Origin of the sequence: Pseudomonas sp. NPDC089758, assembly GCF_044748705.1 — a bacterium.
GTDB lineage: Bacteria > Pseudomonadota > Gammaproteobacteria > Pseudomonadales > Pseudomonadaceae > Aquipseudomonas > Aquipseudomonas putida_X.
This window is the reverse complement of record NZ_JBIVGN010000003.1, coordinates 306,840-327,052: the sequence shown is the minus strand read 5'-3', so window position 1 is coordinate 327,052 and position 20,213 is coordinate 306,840. Positions and strand designations below refer to the sequence as shown.

Here is a 20,213-nt window from a genome sequence, read left to right as displayed (position 1 = left end):
CAGTGCTGGCCCGGCCGCCGGGCAAGCCGGCAGCCTGCGTCAGAAGCTGCCGCGCAAGGTCACCGAGACATTGCGCGGATCACCCCAGTAATACCCGGTCGGCGTCGGCGCGACCTGGCGGTAGTACTTCTTGTCGAAGATATTGTTGGCATTGAGCTGCAACGAGTAATGCTCGTTGAACCGGTAATTGACCATCGCGTTATACACCGCATACCCCGCCTGGGAGGCTTCGGCGCTGCCGCTGCGGTTGTAGATGTCACTCTGCGCTTGCACGCCGCCGCCAACGGTCCACGCTTGCAGCTCACCCGGCAGGCGATAGCTGGTGAACAGGCGCAGCATGCGCTTGGGGTCGGTGGTGCGGATGGCGTTGCCGGTGTTGCTGATGGTGTCCTTGAGTTGCTTGGTGGTGTTGTAGGTGTAGCCACCGGTTACGTTCCAGCCTGGCAGCACTTCGCCGGAAATCTCCAGCTCGAAGCCTTGGCTGCGGTTCTTGCCTGCAGCGACCTTGCAATAGCCCGAGGTGTAGTTGGGCGGGCAGGGGTTGGGGCCGCTCAGGTCATCCAGGGCGTTGCCGACCTGGTAGATGCGGAAGAACGCCAGCGAGGTGTTCAGCCTTCCTTCGTAGAACTCGCCCTTGATGCCGGTCTCGTAAGCTTCGCCTGTGGTTGGCTCCAGCACCGAGCCGCTGACGTCGGTGGCGGTCTGCGGGTTGAAGATTTCGGTGTAGCTGGCGTAGGTACTGAAGTTGTCGTTGAGGTCATAGATCAGCGCTGCGTACGGCACGATCTTGTTGTCGACGCTGAACTTGCCGTTCGCCTTGACGTTGTTTTCCTGCTCGTAGTCATACCAGTTGGCCCGCGCCCCGATGATTGCCGTGAGCGGGTCGGCCAGGGAAATGCGCCAGGTGGCGTAGGCCGCTTCCTGGGTGGTGCGCGTGCGCACCGGATGGGCGGTGATGTCGATGTCCGGTTCGGCCAGGCTGGTCTTTGGGTCCCATTCGCGGATGTCGAACACCCCAGAAGAGACGAAATTGGTGGCCGAGGCGTAGGAATCGTTGCGGATGCGCTCGACACCCAGCATCAGGTCATGGGTGCGACCGAGCAGCTCGAACGGCCCGTTGAGGGTGGCGCTCAGGTTGTTCTGCAGGCTCTCGCCGCCGTCGCCCTCGGTAACCTGATAGTTCATCAGATAGGGGTTGTTGCCTGGGTTGGCCGCGCCGCTGGCCCGGGTGAAGTAGGTCTGCTTGAACCCGTGGTCATCCAGCTCGAAGTGCGTGCGCTGGGCCATCAGCTTGAGCGACCAATCGTTATCGAAACGGTGTTCGAGCTCGGCAAAGGTCTGCAGGTTGCTGCGGTCCCAGCGGTTCCAGTCGGCACCCAGGTAAGTGCTGCGGCCAAGCGGCAGGGGCGATCCATCGTAGTTGGCGGGCAGGTTGCCCCAGGCGCCGGTGGCATCGAGCTTGGTCCACTCAAGGCCTGTGGTCAGGGTGGTGCTGTCATTCAGATCGAAGGCCAGCACACCGTAGAACACTTCTTTGCGCTCTTGGCGCGAGTCCTGGAAATGGTCTTTGTCATCGTGAACGGCGATCACCCGGCCGCGCACGTTGCCGGTGTCTGTCAGCGGGCCGGAGAGATCGGCGACATACCGCTGGGCATCCCAGGAACCGAGGGTGACGCTGCCTTCGCCCTGGAATGCGTGCGTCGGGCGCTTGCGCACCAGGTTGACGGTGCCGGACGGGTTACCCGCGCCGCGGATCATGCCGGTGGCCCCGCGCAAGATCTCGGCGCGGTCGATGATGGCCGAATCGCTCTGGATGAATGAGCCTCCGCCGCTGCCCTGCACCACGGTGGCGCCATCGTACTGGATGGCATCGATCGCATAGCCACGCGAGTAGTACTGCACACGTTCGCTGTCGGTGAGGTTCACCACCACACCCGGCGTCTGCTCCAGCAGGTTGGTCAGGTTGGTGATGTTCTGGTCGTCTATGCGCTGACGGGTGACCACGGTCACCGACTGCGGGGTGTGGCGAATGCTCTGTGCAGTCTTGCCGATGGTGACCGCACCGGTCGTGTACGAGCCACTGTGCTCGGTGGTTTCGCCCAAGCGATCGCTGGAAATGCTGGTCGCACCCAGTTGCAGTGCGCTGCCCGCGTCCAGTGCCGGTATCAGCAGAAAACTGTTGTCGCCTTCCTGCTGCACTTGCATACCGCTGCCCATCAGCACCAGGGTCAGTGCCTGAGCCGGTTCATGGCGGCCCTGCACGCCCTGGGTGGTCTTGCCCAGCAGGCTGTTCGCATCGAACGACAGGCTCAGGCCGCCTTGGCGCGCCAACTGGTCCAGTGCCGGGGCCAGAGGGCCTGCGGGGATGCTCCAGTCGATTTGCCGGTGCTCGCTGGCGGGTGCAGCGGTGGCCTGTACAGGCAGTGCCAAGGCGCTGCCCAGGCCAATGCCGAACACGGCGGCGCGCACGGCATGGCGCAGCCTGTCGTTGCGGGGGGAACACGGGTGGATCATGGACCGCTCCTGAAGGTTTCGTAGACCACTTTTCGGGTTTTGTTCCTTCAGGCCGAACGAGAATGAGATTCCACCTCATTCTTTTTCAAAAAGTTCAGGCAGCCCCTACGTTGACCCAATAGCGTGTGCGGTAATCGACACGTACCGGCAGGCTGCGGGTCAGCAGTTGCAGAATCTGCCCTGTATCGTTCAGTTGGTAAGTGCCGGATACCTTGAGCCCTGCCACCTCGCCAGCGCAGCGCAGCAGCCCTGGGCGATAGCGGGCCAGTTCGGCGCAGAACTCGCCCAGTGGCATCTGTTGCACGCTCAGCACACCGTCGGTCCAGCCCCACGGGTCGCCATGCAACGAGGCAAGTGCATGGGCCCCGCGCGGCGACACCTGCAGCACCTCGCCTGCCCGAACCACCCGTGGTGTAGCGGAGGCGGGGAACAACGTGACTTCGCCGCGGCGCACAGCCAGCAGCAGCCCCTGGTCGTTCTCGCGCAGCAGCAGTTGGCCGTCCCGGGTGGCCATGGCCCCAACCCGGGTGGTGATGCGGAACGGGCGGTTGTCGCCAGGGTTGCAGGCCAGGCTGACTTCACCGCGCAGCAGCGCCAGTTCGCGCAGCTCGGCGCCGTATCGCAGGTCGATAGCGCTGGCGGTGTTGAGCTGGATCTGGCTGCCATCGCTGCCTTGTAAGCGGCGACGTTCGCCAGTGCCGGTGCGGCTGTCGGCCACCAGGGCGGGCAGGCCTAGCGGCTCGCGCGCGGCCCAACCGACACTGCCGCCGATCGCTATCACCGCCAGCAACTTGAGGTGGTCACGGCGATTGATGCGCTGACGTTGGCGGCCATCCAGGGTGCGTCGGCTAAGGTCGCTGGGCAGCCCCGCCAGCTCGTCGCTAAGGGAGCTCACCCGTTGCCAGGCCTTGGCATTGTGGGGGTGGTGGGCCAACCATTGCTGGAACTGCCGTTCGGTAGCCGGGCTGGGGGTGTCGAAGCGCAGCTTCACCAGCCACTCGATGGCCTGGTCGACCTGAGCCTGGGCGGGTGCATGATCACAGTTCGGCATAGCGCAACCGGTAGCAGACGCCCAGGGCCTTGGCCAGGTCGCGTTCGACGGTGGCGCGCGAAACGCCCAGGCGCAGGGCTATCTGCGCGATACTCAAGCCATCGAGCTGGGCCAGCAGAAAGGCCTGACGGGCGCGTGGCCTGAGCTGGTGCAGGGCGCGGTCAAGGCGCTCGAGGGCATCCAGGATCACCAGGCGATGCTCTTCACTGGGTACTTCGCCTTCAGGTACCTGGGCCAGGCTTTCCTGGTAGGCGCGCTCCAGGGCGCGACGGCGGAACTGGTCGATCATCAGGCCGCGAGCGATGCTGCTCAGGTATGCCCGCGGCTCTTTGATCGGCGAAACCTGGCGCGCACGCAGCAGGCGCACGAAGGTGTCCTGCGCAAGGTCTGCAGCGTGTTCCTGGCAGCCGACCCGGCTGCGCAGCCAGCCACGTAGCCAAGCGTGATGGGACTGGTAGAGCAGGGCGACTTCGGCGGGTTTGAGCGTGTCGTTGAGCTGCATCGTAGCGGCTGACCCCATGAAGCGCACGTGACTGTGAATAGTTCTCAATTCTATGCATGGATGATGGCACGGGGCAATGGTTGCCAGGAATTAGCTGCGCAAGATTCGGCGTTTCCACGATGCGTGGCTGGGCTAAGCTGGTCCTGCCTTGAACCCACTGGAGCTACGGATGATCCTGGCCGACCTCTCGCCTGAAGCCTACCGCGAAGCCACCGAGTACCTGGCCGCGCTGGACCCTGACTGGGCGCGGCACATTGCTGCGACCGGGCCGTGCCTGCACCGGGCGACGCCGGGGCGCGAGCCTTATGAGGCGTTGGTCCGGGCGATTGCGTACCAGCAACTGCATGCACGAGCGGCCGAGGCGATACTCGGACGATTGCTGGCGTTGTTTCCTGACGATGGGTTCCCCGGGCCGAGGCAGTTGCTTGAGGTGGCGCCGCAAACGCTGCGTGCCTGTGGGTTTTCCGCCAGCAAGCTGGCGACGATTCAGGGGATTGCCCTGGCCGCGCTGGATGGCGCGGTGCCGTGCCGGGAAGAGGCATTGGGCATGAGCGACGAGGCGTTGATCGAGCGCCTGGTTGCGTTGAGGGGCGTGGGCCGCTGGACCGTCGAGATGCTGCTGATCTACAGCCTGGAGCGTTCGGATGTATTACCGGTGGACGATTTCGCCGTGCGCGAGGGGTATCGTCGCCTCAAGGGGCTGGGCAAGGCGCCGACACCAGCGCAGATGCGTTCGCTGGGCGCCGGGTGGCGCCCCTACCGGACTGTGGCAGCCTGGTATCTGTGGCGGGCCTGAGACGATCAGCTTAGTTGAGGCATACCCCAATGACGCCCTACACCACTGACGAACAACGCTGGCAAGCCGTATACACCCGCGATGCGGCGGCGGCAGGCCATTTCGTCTACGCCGTGCGGACCACCGGCATTTACTGCCAACCTGGCTGCAAAGCGCGCATGGCCAAGCGCGAGAACGTCGAATTCTTCACCGATGCCGCCACCGCGCAGGCCGCAGGCTATCGGCCCTGCCGGCGTTGCCAGGGCAAGCCGTCGAGCGTTCGCCACGGCGAACTGGTAGCACGCGCCTGCCGCCTGCTCGAAACCCCGGACAACCCACCCGGCCTGGCCCAGCTCGGTACCCAACTGGGTGTCAGCCCGTACCACCTGCACCGCCTGTTCAAGGCCGAAACCGGCCTCACGCCGAAGGCCTATGCCACAGCCTTCCGCGCCCGGCGCCTGCGCGAGGGGCTGGGCGAGGGAAAAACATCGGTGACCGATGCCATCTTTGCTGCAGGGTACAACTCCAACAGCCGTTTCTACGAAAGCGCCGATCAGCGCTTGGGCATGCGCCCGCGCCAGTACCGTGCCGGTGGTGCGGGCACGGCCATTCATTTTGCCGTGGGGCAGTGTTCACTGGGGGCGATCCTTGTGGCGCAGAGTGAAAAAGGCATTTGCGCGATCCTGTTGGGGGACGCGCCTGAGGCGCTACTGGAGCAATTGCAGGATCAATTCCCCAATGCGCGCCTGATCGGCGGCGATGCCGAGTACGAACGCCTGGTGGCGCAGGTGGTGGGCTTCGTCGAGGCGCCAGCCCTGGGCCTGGACTTGCCTCTGGATGTGCAGGGCACCGCGTTTCAGGAGCGGGTCTGGCAGGCTCTGTGTGAAGTTCCAGTGGGCGGCCGGGTAAGCTACACCGAGATCGCCGAGCGTATTGGCGCGCCCAAAGCCGTGCGCGCAGTGGCCATGGCGTGCGCAGCCAACCGTATCGCCGTGGCGATTCCTTGTCACCGGGTGGTGCGCCGGGACGGCGACATCAGCGGCTACCGCTGGGGGGTGGAGCGCAAGCGGCAACTGTTGGAGCGAGAAACGGCACTCTCCTGAACGCCGTAAGCCGCGTAGAATCCACCGCCAAATAGCCTTGTGATGAGGAACGTTCGATGAGGCGTGCCTGCCTTGCCCGATTTTACCTGGGTGTAATGGCCCTGATGCTGGCGCTGGCGTCGCCGGCTTGGTCGGCCTCCGTGCCGGTTGCCAACCTGGTTGCCGGCGAACTGCCGGTGCTTGATGAAAACGCAAGCATCGAGCAGTTGAGCGACAGGCTCGACCAGATTCGTCAGGGCGTGACCAGCAACGCCAACGACGACCTGCTCTCGCAACTGCGCATGGCTACCGTGCAGGTCCAGCGCCAGGCTGATGCGCTGAGTAGCTTGCGCGCTGCCGACGTACAGAGCCTCGACGACAAGCTCAAGGTCCTCGGCCCGGTGCAGAAGGACGAAGCCGCCACTCTGGCCGTGCAGCGCAAGGAGCTGGAGGCGCAGAAAAAGTCCGTGCTCGCTGAGCAGGATCAGGCCACCAAGCTGACCCAGTCGGCGCGCGACCTGTCCACGCAAATCGTCAACCTGCGCCGTAGCCAGTTCAACTCGCAAGTTACCAGTCGCGCGGCCAGCCCGCTGAGCCCTGCCTTCTGGCAGTCGCTGATCCGTCCTACCGAGGACGATGTGATGCGCCTGCGTGACCTGCGCGGCGAGGCGGTCGATGCCGTCGCCAGTGCCTTCAGCGCTGAACACCGCGGGCTCTTCATCACCAGCCTGGTGGCTGCGACCCTGGTCTGGACACTGGTCCGCCTGGTGCTTGAGCGCTTGCTCGCAGCGGCCATGGTACGCTGGCTGCCCGAAGGCCGGCTACGTCGAAGCGCACTGGCGTTGAGCGTGAGCCTGGCCACGCTGGGCACCATCGCCGGTGCCGTGTCGCTGCTGCGCTGGGGCCTTGAAAGTAGTGCCAGGTTGGGCTCGGACATGGCCAACCTGACCAACCACTTCCTCCTGCTCGTGGTGTTCAGTGCGTTCATCACCGGCCTTGGCCGGGCCATGTTGATGCTGCAACGGCCATCCTGGCGCCTGCCGCCGATCCCCGACGAAGTGGCCACTGCTCTGGGTTGGTTCCCCAAGTTGCTGGCCCTGGCACTGATGGTGATGCTGACCTTCGAGCGCATCAACAGTGTGATCGGCACCAGCCTGGCGCTGACTGTCGCCATCAATGGCCTGACCGCGCTGGTGGTGGCCGCGATCTTCTTGGCGGCGCTGGTACGTTACCGCCGTACCTTGCGCAAACATGGGCTGGCGCGCCCGACCGGGCTGGCAGGGTTGATCCCATTCGTGATCGTGGTGTGGGTCGGGCTGATCCTGCTGACGTTGCTGGCCGGTTACCTCACCCTGGCCTACTTCCTCACTGCCAAGCTGCTGTGGATAAGTGTGGTCGCCACCTGCGCCTACCTGTTGACCACCTTCCTGGCTGACCTGTGCGAAATCCTGCTGTCACCGCGCCAACCTGGCGGCCTGGCACTGGCGTCGTCGCTGGGCCTGGCACCACGCCACCAGGCGCAGGTCAGCACCATCCTGACCGGTGTCAGCCGCACGGTCCTGCTGTTCCTGGCCGTGATGCTGGCGTTTATGCCCTCTGGCACCAGCCCGGGCGAGTTGCTGCTGAGCCTGGGCGATTGGGACGGCACCGGTGGCAAATTACTCGGCAACCTGAACATCGTGCCCCAGGACATCCTGCTGGCCGTGGCGTTGCTGTTGGGCGGCATGCTCGGTATCCGTGTGCTCAAGCGCTGGCTGAGCGAGCGCCTGCTGCCGGAAACCGACATGGATGCCGGCATGCGTGCCTCGCTGGTAACGCTGGTCGGTTATTTGGGCTTCCTGTTCCTGGCCATGCTGGTGATGTCGACGCTGCACATCAACCTCACCAGCCTGACCTGGGTGGTCAGTGCGCTGTCGGTGGGTATCGGTTTCGGCTTGCAGCAGATCGTGCAGAATTTCATCTCCGGTCTGATCCTGCTCACCGAGCGCCCGGTGAAGGTGGGCGATTGGGTGAGCCTGGCCGGCGTCGAGGGTGACATTCGCCGCATCAACGTGCGCGCCACCGAGATCCAGATGTCTGACCGCTCCACGGTGATCGTGCCCAACTCGCAGTTCATCTCGCAGAACGTGCGCAACGTGACCATGGGCAATGCCTTGGGCGTGGTGGGCATTACCCTGACCTTGCCATTGGATACCGATGCCAACCAGGTTCGCGACCTGCTGCTGAGTGCTTTTCACGAGCATGAAGCGATCCTGGACGCGCCGGCTGCGTCGGTAACCTTCAAGGACCTGACGGCCAGCGGTATGGTGATCAGTGTCAGTGGCTATGTGGCGGGGCCGCGGCAGGTGTCGGGGGCGCGCAGCGACCTGCTGTTCACCATCCTGGGGCGTTTGCGTGATGAGGGCATTGCCCTGTCTTCACCGCAGAGCATGGTGCTGGTGCAGGAGGGCGCGCGCCAGGGCGACGAGCCGGCGTGAAGGCTTTGCGCGCAAGCCGGCCTGCGGTGGTGCTGTGTCAGGGCTGAACGTGGGAGCGACTGTCTTGCTGGCGATACAGGCGCAGCGGTGAATGGCACCGGCTTCACCGGTGATCGCCGGCAAGCCCGGCTCCCACATGGATTGCGCCGGCTTTTAGAGATTGGGCAAGACAGTTGCGGCCACAGGTAAAGCGCAGATCTGAAGAACTACGCGGTCGCGGTGGCCGGCTTGCCGGCGATGGGCTGCGCAGCAGCCCCCATAACGGAGCTGTCAGCCCAGGCAACGCGTCACATGCTTGACCGACAGGTAGCCCGACAACCCCCAAGGCCCGAGCTCGCGCCCGATGCCGCTACCCTTGGTGCCGCCCCAAGACGTTTCGACGAACACCGCTTGTACCGAGTTGATCCACACATGCCCGACTTCCAGCGCATCGGCCACCCGCTCGGCGCGCTCAAGGTCCGCTGAGCAAACCGTGGCGACCAGGCCGAAACGGCTGTCGTTGGCCTCGGCAATTGCCTGTGCTTCGGTGGTGAAACGGCGCGCACACAGCACCGGCCCAAAGATCTCTTCAGTCCACAGACGGCTCCCCACCGGTACGTCGGTATACAGCGTCGGGCTGACAAACCAGCCGTCGCGGTCCAGCGCTTTGCCACCGGCCAGGCACTGCAGCCCCTCTTCACGGGCTGTGGCGAAGTAGCTGGCAACCCTCAGCCATTGCGCCTGGCTGGTCAGCGGGCCCATGTCCACTTCTTCGGTCAGTGGGTTACCCACGCGCAGCGTTTCCAGTGCCTGTTGCAGGCGTGGCAGCAGCGCATCGGCAATGCCCTCGTGCACCAGCAAGCGAGAGGTAGCCGAGCACATTTGCCCCGCGTTCCAGGTAATACCGGCGACAATCCACTCTACCGCCTGGTCCACATCGCAATCATCGAAGACCACGATTGCCGATTTGCCGCCCAGCTCCAGGGTCACCGGCCGGCACTGTGCCGATGCGCTGCGCATCACCTGGCTGCCGACACTGTTGCTGCCGGTGAAAGACAGCTTGTCCACACCGCTGTGGTTGCTCAGTGCGACGCCGGTCTCGGCTTTGCCGTTGACAATGTTCAGCACGCCCGCAGGCAGGCCCAGGGTATCGGCGATCTGGCCGTAGGCCTGCTCGATCAGTGGGGTGATTTCCGAGGGTTTGAGCACCACGGTGCAGCCTGCAGCCAAGGCCGGTGCGAGCTTCCACGCGCTGGTCACCAACGGGAAGTTCCACGGCACGATCAGGCCGACCACACCCACCGGCTCCAGCCGGGTGCGGGCGGTGAAGCCCGGTGCGGCCAACGCCACTTCGCGGTTCCTTTGCGGCAGTTGCTCGGCCAGGTCGGCGTAATACGCGAAGGTGGCTATGGCATCGTCCAGGTCGATTTCGGCCTCGTGGCGAGGCTTGCCGTTGTTGCGCATTTGCAGGCTGATCAATGCTTCACGGCGTTGCCCGAGCTGCTCGGCAAAACCGCGCAGGTAGGCCGCACGCTCGCTGGCGCCTGCCTGCTTCCATGTGGGCAGGGCTTCGCGCGCCGCCGCCACGGCCTGGTCGACCTGGGCAACGCTGGCGGCCATCAATTCGGCGAAAGGTTGGCCCAGTGCAGGGTCATTGACACTGATGCAGTCGCTGCCCAGGCCTTCGACCCAGCGGCCGGCAATGTAGTGGGAAGTGGTCATGATCGTTATCCAGTCAGGCTATTTCGGCCGGGTTCAGCACCGGCGTGTGTGAGGTGCTTTTGCAGCGCACCCAGCGCGGGCCGTTGGGGCCATACACGCCGGCAGGTTCAGGGAAGAGGTTGAGCAGCAGCAGGTAAAGCACACCGGCCATGCTCAGGGTGACCGGCAGGCTCACGTCGATGCCGCCAGCCAGGTCGCCCAGCGGGCCGACGAACTGCCCAGGCAGGTTGACGAAGCACAGGCCGACCACCGCGCTGGGGATCCACGCCCCCATGCCGCGCCAGTTCCAGCCATGCAGGAACCAGTAGTGGCCGCCGCGTTGGCCGCGGGTGAACACCTGCAGGTCGTCGGCGTGATAGAAGCCGCGACGTGTGATCAAGCCGAGAATCATGATCACCATCCACGGGCTGGTGCAGGTAATGATCAGCACGGCGAAGGTCGAAACGCTCTGTACCAGGTTGAAGGTGAAGCGGCCGATGAAGATAAAGGCAATGGCCATTACCCCGATCAGCACGGTGGCGCCCGCGCGGCTGAGCAGGCGGGGGAACACGCTCGACATGTCCAGCCCGGTGCCGTAAAGGGCAGTCGTGCCGGTAGACATGCCACCGATCACCGCGATCAGGCACACCGGCAGGAAGAACCAGCTAGGCGAAATCGCCAGCAGGCCACCCACATAGTTGTTGGCGGCGATATAGTCCGCGGCCTGGGTGGCCACCAGGGTCGCGGTGCACAGGCCGAAAAGGAACGGAATCAGCGTGGCAGCCTGGGCGGCGATCACCGCCAGCATGATGCGCGCCTTGGGCGTTTGCCGCGGGATATAGCGCGACCAGTCGCCCAGGAAGGCGCCGAACGAGACCGGGTTGCTCATGGCCAGGATCGCCGCGCCGACGAAGGCTGCCCAGAACCCGCCCTGGCCGAGGCTGACGCTCCCGGCGTAGCCCGCATCGAATGGGCCGGCGAAGGCGAAGATGCCCAGCAGGAACAGCAGGCTCGAGGCCCACACGGCAATCTTGTTGACCCACAGCATGAAGCGGAAGCCGAAGATGCACACCACCAGCACCAGTGTGGCGAACAGGCCGTAGGCCAGGCCCAGGGTCAGGTCGGTCTCCGGCAGCCCTGCCAGGCGCTTGGCGCCGCCGACCAGGGCATCGCCGGAACTCCATACCGACAGCGAGAAGAACGCCACGGCGGTGAGCAGCGACAGGAACGAGCCGACGATGCGCCCGTGCACGCCGAAGTGTGCGCCCGACGACACCGCGTTGTTGGTGCCGTTGAGCGCACCGAACAAGCCCATGGGGGCAAGGATCAGCGCACCCACGCCGACGCCGAGCAGGATCGCCCAGACCCCAGCCTGGAACGACAGCCCGAACAGCACCGGGAAGCTGCCCAGCACGGCAGTGGCAAAGGTGTTGGCACCGCCGAAGATCAGGCGGAACAGGTCCAGCGGGGAGGCGTCGCGTTGATCGTCAGGGATCTGTTCGACGCCATTGGTCTCGATACCGGTCGAGTGGCTCATGGTGATGCTCCAGCGCGTTGTTGTAGGCCGGCGCGGGGCGCGGCCCTTTTGTGGGTGCGATGGCAGGGCGGCAGGGCCGCGTAAAGGTGAATCAGGCTGCGGTGACGACCGACAGGTGCTCATGGCAGGCCAGCCAGCGTTCGCCGTGGCGGCGGAACACAATGGTTTCGCGCTCGGCCAGTTGCTGCTGTTCGCCAGCGATGCGGATGTGCGTGGCAACATCGTGCATGAAAACCGCCACATCACCCTGCAGGCTTACCTGGGCATTGCTCGAAACGCAGCTAAGCACGGCAAAGCCATCGGCCTGCCATTGGGCCCAGAGGCCCTCGTAGGCACCGCGCGACAGCAGCGGTTGCGCCAAGGTGTGGAAAAGGAAGGTGGCATCTTCGCTGAAGCAGGCGAAGTAGCGGGCGGTGTCGTTGCTGGCGAAGGCGGCGACGAGGTCGGCGGCGGCCTGCCGTACCTGGAGTGTCTGGTCCACGGGAGTGGCCTCACGGTTTTTGTGATTGTGGTGAAGCGATTCTGGTGGGGAGGGGCGGGGGGAAAAATCGCTGGGGGGAAATAATTAGTTTAGAAATTCGTGAACCAACAGCCCCGCTTGCTTTACCCATGCCATAGCAGTGGATAAGGTGAAGGCAATTGCGTGTGGCCTATGGGTGGCAATGCAGCCCCTCTTCAGGTCTTTTGAATTCAAAGGAAATACAGGCGATGAGCAATTATCAGCCGCCGCTGACAGTAACGCCGCGAATATTGGCACTGGTCGCCGAGATCAGTGAGTGCGTGGGGCAACTGACGGCTTATCGGGAGGATACCTTCACACCCCAACTGCGCCGAGGTAACCGTATACGGACCATCCAGGCATCGCTTGCCATTGAAAACAATACCCTTACCGTCGAGCAGGTGACCGCGCTATTGGATGGAAAGCGAGTAATGGGTTTGCCACGCGAGATCCAGGAAGTCCGCAACGCCTTCTCTGCTTACGATGCGATGCCGGCCTGGCAGCCGGATCGTCAATCCGATTTGCTGACTGCGCACGGTTTACTGATGCAGGGTCTGATTGATGATGCAGGTCACTTCCGCGAGAGTGGCGTGGGTATCTACCGTGAGGCAAAGCTGCTGCACATGGCGCCACCCGCCAGCCGGGTTGCAACGCTGGTACAGGACCTTCTGCATTGGCTGGCCCGCAGTGAGTGGCATCCTCTGATTGTAAGCTGCGTGTTTCATTACGAATTTGAATTCATCCATCCGTTCGCTGACGGTAACGGGCGGATGGGGAGGTTATGGCAGACACTCCTGCTAAGTCGCTGGCGCCCTGTTATGGCATTCATGCCGGTGGAAACTGTTATCCGTGAGCAACAGGACGCCTATTACGCAGCGCTTGCAGCTTCAGACCAGGCAGCTGAGGCAACACCGTTTGCTGAGTTCATGCTGAGTGCTCTGCTGCAGGCACTTGTTGAAGCCAGGGCTACCGATCAAGTAACCGATCAAGTAACCGATCAAGTAGCCAGCCTTTTGAGTATTCTTCCGCCGGGTTCAGCGTTGAAAAGCAATGAGTTGATGCAGCGTCTAGGACTTTCTCACCGCCCCACGTTCAGCAAAAGCTATCTGAAACCTGCTTTGGCTGCAGGGCTGATCGAAATGACAGAGCCAGATTCACCGCGCAGTCCGACCCAGCACTACCGACGAGTGCGTAACTGACATGCTGTGGACGTGATCATCCAGGCCTTCGCCGACTGACGGCGTATCCCAACCTCAATCCTTGCCTACGCTGAAACTCCCAACCTGCGTTCGCAAGGAGATCTGTCATGGCCTTCCAATACAAACGTCTGGACAAGAACAACGCCGCAGTGCTGCTGGTCGATCACCAGACCGGCTTGCTGTCGCTGGTCCGCGATATCGACCCCGACCGTTTCAAGAACAACGTGTTGGCACTGGCCGACCTGGCCGAGTACTTCAAGCTGCCCACCATCCTCACCACCAGTTTCGAAACCGGTCCCAACGGGCCGCTGGTGCCAGAACTCAAGGAGCAGTTCCCCGGCGCGCCTTACATCGCCCGGCCGGGCAACATCAATGCCTGGGACAACGAAGATTTCGTCAAAGCGGTGAAGGCCACGGGCAAGAAGCAGCTGATTATCGCCGGCGTGGTCACCGAAGTCTGTGTGGCCTTCCCGGCGTTGTCGGCGCTGGAGGAGGGTTTCGAGGTGTTCGTGGTTACCGATGCCTCCGGCACCTTCAATGAGCTGACCCGCGATTCGGCCTGGCGGCGGATGGAGGCAGCCGGGGCGCAACTGATGACCTGGTTCGGGGTGGCCTGCGAGCTGCATCGCGACTGGCGCAATGATGTCGAAGGGCTGGGCACGTTGTTCTCCAACCACATTCCCGACTACCGCAACCTGATGACCAGCTACAGCAAGTTGGCCAAGTAAAACCCCGGGGATCGACCATACTGACTTTCATTCGCCCCAGAGGAGCGTGTCATGGCCAAGCCGTCCAGGAAGAAAGACTTGCAGGCGCCCGCTGAGAAGCTGAGCGGCAAGGCCTATGACAAACAGCTCAAAACCCTGCATGTGGAATTGGTGAAACTGCAGGAATGGGTCGTGGCCAAGGGCCTGAAGGTGTGCATCTTGTTCGAGGGCCGTGATGGTGCCGGCAAGGGCGGTACCATCAAGGCCATCACCGAGCGGGTAAGCCCGCGTGTGTTCCGGGTGGTGGCACTACCGGCGCCGACCGAACGGGAAAAGTCCCAGATGTATGCCCAACGTTACCTCAACCACCTGCCCGCAGCGGGGGAGGTGGTGATTTTCGATCGCAGCTGGTACAACCGCGCCGGTGTTGAACGGGTAATGGGCTTCTGCACCGAGGAGCAGGCCAGCAAGTTCCTGTCGGTGGTCCCCTTGCTGGAGAAGCTGATGGTCGAGTCAGGGATCATCCTCATCAAGTATTGGCTCGAAGTCAGCGCCCAGGAGCAGACCCGCCGCCTGCAAGATCGCATCAATGACGGTCGCAAGGTATGGAAACTCTCGCCCATGGACCTTAAGTCCTACACCCACTGGGACGAATACACCCACGCCCGCGATGAGATGTTCGCTGCCTCCGACTCGTCGTGGGCGCCGTGGTTTCTGGCCCACTCCGACGACAAACGCCGTGCTCGCCTGAACATCATCAGCCATCTGCTCTCGCGCATTCCCTACAAGGACGTCACCGGCGACAAGGTGGTGAAGCTGCCCAAACGCGGCAAGATCGGTAAGTACAAAGCCATAGCCTATCCCTTCAAAGTGGTCCAAGAGCGTTTCTGATTCCCTCACTGCGCAGGGTCGCAAGGGTACGAACCTATGCCACATGACGGCAGCCTACTTCAGGCCACGGTGGTCCTATGCCTATTGAGCTGCGCCGCCTGCGCGCGCTGCGCCTGGCGCTAGGCGTGGCGCTCTGCCTGGTGGCGGGTTTCGGCCGTGGCTTGCCGGTGCCCATATTGGCGCCGGTGTTCGCGGTGCTGTTGCGTTCATGCCGCTTGTCATGAAGGCGGTGAGCCTTGGGCAGCAGGCTGGGGAAACCCGGGCTCGGCATGCCAGCCGCGAACTCATCGGCTCGCCGGTGCTGGCAGGGGCGCAGGCTCTATCAGGTGGCAAGCACGCGGCACAGCCCTGCCTACTGGGTAAGCTGCCTGACCACCCTGCTCATCCTGCTGGGGCAGTCAGTGCAGGACAGTGCCGCTGGCCAGGACGTCTATCGGGCGTTTGCGGTCCGCATGGCGTTGTTTCTGGCCGTGTCGCTGTATGCGAGTGCCTTGCTGATATGGCTCGACCGGCGTCGGCTCAAGGCCGTTTAGCGGCTCATGGCTTCCAGTTCACCCCGGTGTCTTGCAGATAGGCATCCACCGCCGCGCCGACAGTGGGGTGAAACGCCGTCTCGCCCATGTGCTGGAACAATTCGAACCGTTTCATCTTGTCTTTCACCGGGTCCTTCATCTCGGCGAACTGCAACTCGACCCCCCGGGCCTCCAGGGCCCGGTCGAGCTCGGCCAGCATGTCGGCGGACGTGATATCGATACTGGTCACCGGCTCCGCCGCAATCACCAGGCGCTGCACCGGGGTAGGCGACTCATCCACAGCTGCCAGCACCTTGGCCTGAAACTGCTCGGCATTGGCGAAGAACAGCGGCGCATCCCAGCGCAGCAGCACCAGCCCCGGTACCCGGCGAGCCTGTGGATAACGCTGCACGTCATGGTAGCCACGGGTGCCGTCGACGCGGCCGAGCACCGCATGGTGCGGCCGCCAGCCATCCCACAGAAACTCGATCACCGAAATCGCCACGGCGATGCAGATACCGGGGATGGCGCCGAACACCGCAACCCCCACGAAGCAGGTGAACGACAGCCAGAACTCCCATTGCTGCATGCGAAAGATGCGCTTGAGGTCGGCGAACTCGAAAAGCCCCAATGCCGCCGCGATCACCACTGCGGCCAACGCACTGGTGGGCAGGTGCTGCATGAGGTTGGGGGCGACCAACAGCAGGATGGTCACCGCCACCGCGCCGATGATGCCGGTAAGCTGGGTTTTCGAGCCGGCCGCCTCAGCCACCGGTGTACGCGACGAACTGCTGCTGATCGGGATGCCTTGGAACAGCCCGGATGCCAGGTTGGCTACCCCCAGGCCAAACATTTCCTGGTTCGGGTTGACCGTCGTTTTCAGGCGCGCCGCGTAGGTACGTGACAGCACACTGGTATCGGCGAACGACACCAACGCCACGGCGATGCCGCCCAGCAGCACCTCGATCAGGTCGATGTCGGTTACCCAGGGGAGGGCGAAGCTGGGCAAGCCCTGGGGAAGCTCACCCAGTACTTTGACGCCCATCTGGTCGAGGCCGAAGAGGCTTACCGCCAGGGTGGCGAGCACCACGGCGATCAGGATGCCCGGTAAGCGCTTGTAGGGCTTGAGCAGCAGAATCAGCGCCAGGCTGCCGGCACCGATGGCAAAGCTGGGCCAGTGCCCCTGGCCGGCGATCAGGGCCTGTGCCAGCTGCCACAGATCGCGCAGGGGCCCCTGGCTATCGATCGAGAGGCCGAACAGCTTGGGCAACTGGCTGATCAGCACGGTCAGCGCGATACCGTTCATGTAGCCATAGCGGATAGGCTTGGACAGCAACTCGGTGATGAAGCCCAGGCGCAGCAACCCGGCGATCATGCAGAAGGCGCCCGCCACCAGGGCCATCAGGCTGGCGATGGCGATGGCGCGCTGGGGGTCGCTGGCGGCGTACTGCACCACCACCGCCAGGATCGGCGCGGCCAGCGCCGAATCAGGGCCGAGCACCAGGATTCGGCTGGGGCCGAACAACGCGTAGGCCAGCAACGGCACGATGGTCGCGTACAAGCCGTAGATGCCGGGTACTCCGGAGGCTTCGGCGTAGGCGATGCCCACGGGCACCAGCATGGTGGTCAGTACCAGCCCGGCAGCGATGTCCTTGGGCAGCCAGGCGAACTGGTAGTGCACCAGGGTGGCCAGCCCGGGGAGCCAGCGTTGCCAGTCGAAGCCGGGGCGGGGAGGTGTTTCATGCATGGTGGGGCTCCTGGGCGGAGGACGCATGAAGTGCTTTTGGTAGGCTGGCGCAAACAGGCGGTAGTGCGCCAGCCCCGAGGCGTGAGCCAGGTACTCACTTGAAACCAGATGCTTCAATTCACGATAGCTTGGTAATTGTCCTGCGCGGGCTACAGCAACCCACTACTGTCAACGTTGGCCGGGGTTTTTTACCATCATTCGTTTTTTTGGGCACTACTGCCGAGCAAGCCTTCAGGCGTAGGATCTTTCCTAACCTGAAACCAAATACTTCAGTTCAAGTTAGCTTGGGAATTATCCTACGCGCGCAGCTGCCGTTCCTCTGTTGTCGATGATGAGTATCAGGGCTAATTTCCCCAGGTCGTCATGGTTTGACGATCGGGTGTGAGAGCCCGGTGATACATCGTGCCAGTGTTATGGCAGCCGTTCGTGGGCAGGCGTTTGCCTGGCCGGAATTCCGATGTTCGCCGGTCTCTCACCCCGCGTTCGGCTGCCACCCTGCTTCTGTGAGAGGACGTTGAGTGGGGGCTTCGTGTACTGAACTCGGAGAAGCATCATGAAAAAGCTTGTACCTGATCCGCCCACCGCAAAACCCAGCTCCCGCTCGTTCTACACCATCAACAACGACATGCCCTCAGCCGAGGCATTGCTCTATGTCATTCAGTTACTGCGCGGTATTGAAGACACCCTCGACGAATACATCTGCGGCAATGTCGGCGAGCCGGGTATCGGCATGCTGGTCAATTCCGTGCACAACGTGCAGATGGGGCGGGCGTTGACCGAATTGGTGCTGACTCGGGAGGCTGGAGATATTACTTGGCACTGACCGTTTACCCTCAGGTCTCTTAGCGACTGGCCGCGCAGAGGCCTCCTCAATCGCTTCTCAAGGTCGACAGCGACATCGCTCGGCAGTGGTACATGAATGAAGCTGCCCTCCAGAATTGGAGCAGCCGTGCGCTGAATCGGCAAATCGGTACGCTGTTTTACGAGCGTCTGTTGGCGAGTCAAGATCGCGCGGCTGTGAGGTAGGAAGCTGTGACCAATGTGCATACGGGGTGCCAGAGTCCGCGTGATTTTGTGCGTGATCCGATTCTGTTGGAGTTTCTTGGTCTTCCCAAGTCCGGGGCTTTTCACTGGCCTGAAACGGCGGCGCCCCGTTCGCGGGTAGACCCGCTCCTACAGGTTAGCGCCAGCCTGAAGAGCGGCGCAGTACCTGTGGGAGCGGGTCTACCCGCGAACGGGGCGCCGCGGATTTACTGCCGTTATACGTTGAAGCGGAAGTGCATAACATCGCCGTCTTTAACGATGTAGTCCTTGCCTTCCAGGCGCCATTTACCGGCTTCCTTGGCACCGCCTTCACCCTTGAACTGGATGAAGTCGTCATAGGCCACCACTTCAGCGCGGATGAAGCCTTTTTCGAAGTCGGTGTGGATCACGCCCGCTGCCTGCGGGGCAGTGGCACCGACACGCACGGTCCAGGCACGTACTTCCTGCACGCCGGCAGTGAAGTAGGTTTGCAGGTTCAGCAGCTCGTAACCGGCGCGGATCACGCGGTTCAGGCCAGGTTCTTCCAGGCCCAGGGCCTCGAGGAACATGTCCTTCTCTTCACCATCGTCCAGTTCGGCGATCTCTGCTTCGATCTTGTTGCACACCGGCACTACGACCGCGCCTTCTTCTTCGGCGATGGCCTTGACCACGTCGAGGTGCGGGTTGTTGTCGAAGCCATCTTCAGCCACGTTGGCGATGTACATCACCGGCTTGCTGGTCAGCAGGTGGAAGCCACGGATGACGGCTTTCTCGTCGTCGGCCATGTTCTTCATCAGGCTGCGTGCCGGCTTGCCTTCGGTGAAGTGCGGGATCAGCTTTTCCAGGATTGCCTTTTGCGCCAGGGCTTCCTTGTCGCCGCCCTTGGCATTGCGGGTGACCTTCTGCAGTTGCTTCTCGCAGCTGTCCAGGTCGGCGAAGATCAGCTCGAGGTCAATGATCTCGATGTCGCGCTTGGGGTCGACGCTGTTGGAAACGTGGATCACGTTTTCGTCTTCGAAGCAGCGCACCACGTGGGCGATGGCGTCGGTCTCGCGGATGTTGGCGAGGAACTTGTTGCCCAGGCCTTCACCTTTCGAGGCACCGGCCACCAGGCCGGCGATGTCGACGAACTCCATGGTGGTCGGCAGGATGCGATTAGGCTTGACGATTTCCGCCAGCGCAGCCAGGCGGGCATCTGGCATCGGCACGATGCCGCTGTTCGGCTCGATGGTGCAGAAGGGGAAGTTCTCCGCCGCGATGCCAGACTTGGTCAGGGCGTTGAACAGGGTGGACTTGCCGACGTTGGGCAGGCCGACGATGCCGCAATTGAAACCCATGGGTATTCCCCTCTCTAGGAAATCAGGCCTTCTGGCTGTGCAGCTCGCGCATTGCCTTGGCGAAATCGCCGGCAAGCACGTCAGGCAACACGCCGAGGGCAAAATCGATGCTGGCGTCGAGCTTCTCCTGCTCGGCGCGCGGCGCGCGGCCCAGGACGAAGTTGGAGACCAGTTTGGCGTCACCCGGGTGGCCGATGCCAAGCCGCAGGCGGTGGAAGTCGTTCTGGTTGCCGAGCTGCGCGATGATGTCGCGCAGGCCGTTATGCCCGCCATGGCCGCCGCCGCGCTTGAGCTTGGCGACGCCCGGAGGCAGGTCGAGTTCGTCATGCGCCACCAGGATCGCTTCCGGCTTGATGCGGAAGAAATTGGCCAACGCCGCCACGGACTGGCCGCTACGGTTCATGTAGGTGGTGGGGATGAGCAGACGAACGTCGTTGCCCTGATGGCTGAATTTAGCCGTCAGGCCGAAATACTTGCGGTCAGCGGTCAAGCAGACGCGCTGGGCGCTGGCAATGCGTTCAACGAAAAGAGCCCCTGCGTTATGCCGGGTCTGTTCGTATTCGGGGCCGGGGTTACCCAGGCCGACGATCAACTGGATGGCGGTCACGTAGGGGCTCTTCCTTGGAGTTGGTGGGTTACGGTGCGCGGCACTGTAACCCGATCAACACCGGCGCGCGAGT

The 20,213-nt window shown here is 63.1% G+C and carries 17 protein-coding genes and 2 pseudogenes; 10 read left to right on the top strand and 9 right to left on the bottom strand.

The window, feature by feature from the left end:
* Window positions 1-39: 39 nt before the first annotated feature.
* The 3 genes from ACIPZH_RS06125 to ACIPZH_RS06115 form a co-directional block, all read right to left on the bottom strand.
* Window positions 40-2,514: a TonB-dependent siderophore receptor gene (locus tag ACIPZH_RS06125; RefSeq protein WP_400635553.1), complete on the bottom strand. Its 2,475-nt coding sequence runs from the start codon at window positions 2,512-2,514 to the stop codon at window positions 40-42.
* A 94-nt stretch (window positions 2,515-2,608) separates the two neighbouring features.
* Window positions 2,609-3,565, bottom strand: coding sequence for a FecR domain-containing protein (locus tag ACIPZH_RS06120; protein WP_400635551.1), 957 nt, complete (start codon window positions 3,563-3,565; stop codon window positions 2,609-2,611).
* Entirely contained in the window at window positions 3,552-4,067 is a 516-nt protein-coding gene (locus ACIPZH_RS06115; RefSeq protein ID WP_267824101.1) for a sigma-70 family RNA polymerase sigma factor, read from the bottom strand. The genes ACIPZH_RS06120 and ACIPZH_RS06115 overlap by 14 nt, the downstream gene beginning before the upstream one ends.
* Window positions 4,068-4,236: 169 nt before the next feature.
* Between ACIPZH_RS06115 and ACIPZH_RS06110 the strand changes: the two genes are divergently transcribed.
* From ACIPZH_RS06110 to ACIPZH_RS06100, 3 genes are read left to right on the top strand one after another with little or no spacing between them, the layout of a single operon-like run.
* A complete protein-coding gene (locus ACIPZH_RS06110; protein ID WP_400635549.1) occupies window positions 4,237-4,863 on the top strand; it encodes a DNA-3-methyladenine glycosylase family protein in 627 nt (208 codons plus the stop codon).
* Window positions 4,864-4,892: 29 nt separating this feature from the next.
* Complete coding sequence (gene ada, locus ACIPZH_RS06105) at window positions 4,893-5,945, top strand: bifunctional DNA-binding transcriptional regulator/O6-methylguanine-DNA methyltransferase Ada (protein ID WP_400635547.1); 1,053 nt, start codon at window positions 4,893-4,895, stop codon at window positions 5,943-5,945.
* 56 nt (window positions 5,946-6,001) lie between these two features.
* Window positions 6,002-8,401, top strand: coding sequence for a DUF3772 domain-containing protein (locus ACIPZH_RS06100; protein WP_400635545.1), 2,400 nt, complete (start codon window positions 6,002-6,004; stop codon window positions 8,399-8,401).
* A gap of 270 nt (window positions 8,402-8,671) precedes the next feature.
* Here the strand turns inward: ACIPZH_RS06100 and ACIPZH_RS06095 are convergent, their stop codons facing one another.
* The 3 genes from ACIPZH_RS06095 to ACIPZH_RS06085 all read right to left on the bottom strand — a co-directional run bounded on the left by ACIPZH_RS06095 (window position 8,672) and on the right by ACIPZH_RS06085 (window position 12,099).
* Window positions 8,672-10,102 carry an aldehyde dehydrogenase family protein gene (locus ACIPZH_RS06095; protein ID WP_400635543.1) on the bottom strand — a complete coding sequence of 477 codons (1,431 nt, stop codon included), beginning with the start codon at window positions 10,100-10,102 and terminating at the stop codon, window positions 8,672-8,674.
* A gap of 13 nt (window positions 10,103-10,115) precedes the next feature.
* The gene (locus ACIPZH_RS06090) at window positions 10,116-11,618 is read right to left on the bottom strand and encodes a cytosine permease (protein WP_241806307.1); all 1,503 of its coding nucleotides are present in this window, start codon (window positions 11,616-11,618) and stop codon (window positions 10,116-10,118) included.
* A gap of 91 nt (window positions 11,619-11,709) precedes the next feature.
* On the bottom strand, window positions 11,710-12,099 hold the full coding sequence (locus ACIPZH_RS06085) for a YybH family protein (protein WP_400625925.1): 390 nt from the start codon (window positions 12,097-12,099) through the stop codon (window positions 11,710-11,712).
* Window positions 12,100-12,326: 227 nt separating this feature from the next.
* Between ACIPZH_RS06085 and ACIPZH_RS06080 the strand changes: the two genes are divergently transcribed.
* From ACIPZH_RS06080 to ACIPZH_RS06060, 5 genes and pseudogenes are all read left to right on the top strand, one after another.
* Window positions 12,327-13,316, top strand: coding sequence for a Fic family protein (locus ACIPZH_RS06080; protein WP_400635541.1), 990 nt, complete (start codon window positions 12,327-12,329; stop codon window positions 13,314-13,316).
* A 107-nt stretch (window positions 13,317-13,423) separates the two neighbouring features.
* The gene (gene ycaC / locus ACIPZH_RS06075) at window positions 13,424-14,044 is read left to right on the top strand and encodes an isochorismate family cysteine hydrolase YcaC (protein ID WP_400635539.1); all 621 of its coding nucleotides are present in this window, start codon (window positions 13,424-13,426) and stop codon (window positions 14,042-14,044) included.
* A 51-nt stretch (window positions 14,045-14,095) separates the two neighbouring features.
* The gene (ppk2, locus tag ACIPZH_RS06070; RefSeq protein ID WP_400635537.1) at window positions 14,096-14,914 is read left to right on the top strand and encodes a polyphosphate kinase 2; all 819 of its coding nucleotides are present in this window, start codon (window positions 14,096-14,098) and stop codon (window positions 14,912-14,914) included.
* 77 nt (window positions 14,915-14,991) lie between these two features.
* Complete coding sequence (locus ACIPZH_RS06065) at window positions 14,992-15,138, top strand: DUF2955 domain-containing protein (RefSeq protein WP_400625931.1); 147 nt, start codon at window positions 14,992-14,994, stop codon at window positions 15,136-15,138.
* Window positions 15,120-15,447, top strand: a pseudogene (locus tag ACIPZH_RS06060) (hypothetical protein); the annotation flags it as partial. The gene ACIPZH_RS06065 and the pseudogene ACIPZH_RS06060, both read left to right, overlap by 19 nt.
* Window positions 15,448-15,451: 4 nt before the next feature.
* Here the strand turns inward: ACIPZH_RS06060 and ACIPZH_RS06055 are convergent.
* Entirely contained in the window at window positions 15,452-17,173 is a 1,722-nt protein-coding gene (locus ACIPZH_RS06055; protein ID WP_400635535.1) for a SulP family inorganic anion transporter, read from the bottom strand.
* A 553-nt stretch (window positions 17,174-17,726) separates the two neighbouring features.
* On the opposite strand from ACIPZH_RS06055, the gene ACIPZH_RS06050 reads away from it, so the two are divergent.
* Together ACIPZH_RS06050 and ACIPZH_RS06045 are read left to right on the top strand one after the other, a co-directional pair.
* Window positions 17,727-17,996, top strand: coding sequence for a hypothetical protein (locus ACIPZH_RS06050; protein WP_267818776.1), 270 nt, complete (start codon window positions 17,727-17,729; stop codon window positions 17,994-17,996).
* Window positions 17,997-18,049: 53 nt separating this feature from the next.
* Window positions 18,050-18,295, top strand: a pseudogene (locus ACIPZH_RS06045) (DUF1016 domain-containing protein); the annotation flags it as partial.
* 137 nt (window positions 18,296-18,432) lie between these two features.
* Here the strand turns inward: ACIPZH_RS06045 and ychF are convergent.
* Both ychF and pth read right to left on the bottom strand, forming a co-directional pair.
* On the bottom strand, window positions 18,433-19,533 hold the full coding sequence (ychF, locus tag ACIPZH_RS06040) for a redox-regulated ATPase YchF (protein ID WP_008099042.1): 1,101 nt from the start codon (window positions 19,531-19,533) through the stop codon (window positions 18,433-18,435).
* A gap of 22 nt (window positions 19,534-19,555) precedes the next feature.
* Window positions 19,556-20,140, bottom strand: coding sequence for an aminoacyl-tRNA hydrolase (pth, locus tag ACIPZH_RS06035; protein ID WP_176512175.1), 585 nt, complete (start codon window positions 20,138-20,140; stop codon window positions 19,556-19,558).
* Between the last annotated feature and the right edge of the window lie 73 nt (window positions 20,141-20,213).